This window comes from Acinetobacter sp. YH12116 (assembly GCF_013418895.1).
Taxonomy (GTDB): Bacteria; Pseudomonadota; Gammaproteobacteria; order Pseudomonadales; family Moraxellaceae; genus Acinetobacter; species Acinetobacter indicus.
On the sequence record NZ_VPBE01000064.1, the window covers coordinates 1 to 2238 of the forward strand.

At 51.9% G+C, this 2238-nt stretch carries 1 rRNA gene; it reads left to right on the plus strand.

The annotated features are described in order from the left end of the window. Positions 1-2238: ribosomal RNA gene (locus tag FTU54_RS15045) — 23S ribosomal RNA — on the plus strand; the annotation flags it as partial.

A 2238-nucleotide genomic window follows, 5' to 3' on the forward strand; every position in this document is an offset into this window, starting at 1 on the left:
GTGACTGCGTACCTTTTGTATAATGGGTCAGCGACTTACATTCAGTAGCAAGGTTAACCGCATAGGGGAGCCGTAGGGAAACCGAGTCTTAATAGGGCGTATAGTTGCTGGGTGTAGACCCGAAACCAGGCGATCTATCCATGAGCAGGTTGAAGGTTGGGTAACACTAACTGGAGGACCGAACCCACTGTCGTTGAAAAGCCAGGGGATGACTTGTGGATAGGGGTGAAAGGCTAATCAAGCCTGGTGATAGCTGGTTCTCCCCGAAAGCTATTTAGGTAGCGCCTCGGACGAATACCATTGGGGGTAGAGCACTGTTTCGGCTAGGGGGTCATCCCGACTTACCAAACCGATGCAAACTCCGAATACCGATGAGTACTATCCGGGAGACAGACTGCGGGTGCTAACGTCCGTAGTCAAGAGGAAAACAATCCAGACCGCCAGCTAAGGCCCCAAAATCATAGTTAAGTGGGAAACGATGTGGGAAGGCATAGACAGCTAGGAGGTTGGCTTAGAAGCAGCCACCCTTTAAAGAAAGCGTAATAGCTCACTAGTCGAGTCGGCCTGCGCGGAAGATGTAACGGGGCTAAAACTATGTGCCGAAGCTGCGGATGTATACATTGTATACGTGGTAGGGGAGCGTTCTGTAAGCCGATGAAGGTGGATTGAGAAGTCTGCTGGAGGTATCAGAAGTGCGAATGCTGACGTGAGTAACGACAAAACGGGTGAAAAACCCGTTCGCTGAAAGACCAAGGGTTCCAGTCCAACGTTAATCGGGGCTGGGTGAGTCGACCCCTAAGGCGAGGCCGAGAGGCGTAGTCGATGGGAAATTGGTTAATATTCCAATACTTCAGTGTAATGCGATGAGAGGACGGAGAAGGTTAAGTCAGCCTGGCGTTGGTTGTCCAGGTGGAAGGCTGTAGGCATGCATCTTAGGCAAATCCGGGGTGCTCTATGCTGAGAGCTGATAGCAAGCTAGTTTACTAGCGAAGTGGCTGATACCATGCTTCCAGGAAAAGTCTCTAAGCTTCAGTTACACTGGAATCGTACCCGAAACCGACACAGGTGGTCAGGTCGAGTAGACCAAAGCGCTTGAGAGAACTCTGCTGAAGGAACTAGGCAAAATGGTACCGTAACTTCGGGAGAAGGTACGCTGTTGACGGTGATGGGACTTGCTCCCTGAGCGGTTGACAGCCGCAGAAACCAGGCCGCTGCAACTGTTTATTAAAAACATAGCACTCTGCAAACACGAAAGTGGACGTATAGGGTGTGATGCCTGCCCGGTGCTGGAAGGTTAATTGATGGGGTTAGCGTAAGCGAAGCTCTTGATCGAAGCCCCAGTAAACGGCGGCCGTAACTATAACGGTCCTAAGGTAGCGAAATTCCTTGTCGGGTAAGTTCCGACCTGCACGAATGGCATAATGATGGCGGCGCTGTCTCCAGCAGAGGCTCAGTGAAATCGAAATCGCTGTGAAGATGCAGTGTACCCGCGGCTAGACGGAAAGACCCCGTGAACCTTTACTGCAGCTTGACATTGAACTTTGACCTTACTTGTGTAGGATAGGTGGGAGGCTTTGAAGTTGGAACGCCAGTTCCAATGGAGCCGTCCTTGAAATACCACCCTGGTAATGTTGAGGTTCTAACTCTGTCCCGTGATCCGGGACGAGGACCATGTCTGGTGGGTAGTTTGACTGGGGCGGTCTCCTCCTAAAGAGTAACGGAGGAGTACGAAGGTGCGCTCAGCGTGGTCGGAAATCACGCGTAGAGTATAAAGGCAAAAGCGCGCTTAACTGCGAGACCCACAAGTCGAGCAGGTACGAAAGTAGGTCTTAGTGATCCGGTGGTTCTGTATGGAAGGGCCATCGCTCAACGGATAAAAGGTACTCTGGGGATAACAGGCTGATACCGCCCAAGAGTTCATATCGACGGCGGTGTTTGGCACCTCGATGTCGGCTCATCTCATCCTGGGGCTGAAGCAGGTCCCAAGGGTATGGCTGTTCGCCATTTAAAGAGGTACGCGAGCTGGGTTTAGAACGTCGTGAGACAGTTCGGTCCCTATCTACCGTGGGCGCTGGAAATTTGAGAGGATCTGCTCCTAGTACGAGAGGACCAGAGTGGACGAACCTCTGGTGTACCGGTTGTGACGCCAGTCGCATCGCCGGGTAGCTATGTTCGGAAGGGATAACCGCTGAAAGCATCTAAGCGGGAAGCCTACCTCAAGATAAGATTTCCCTAGGA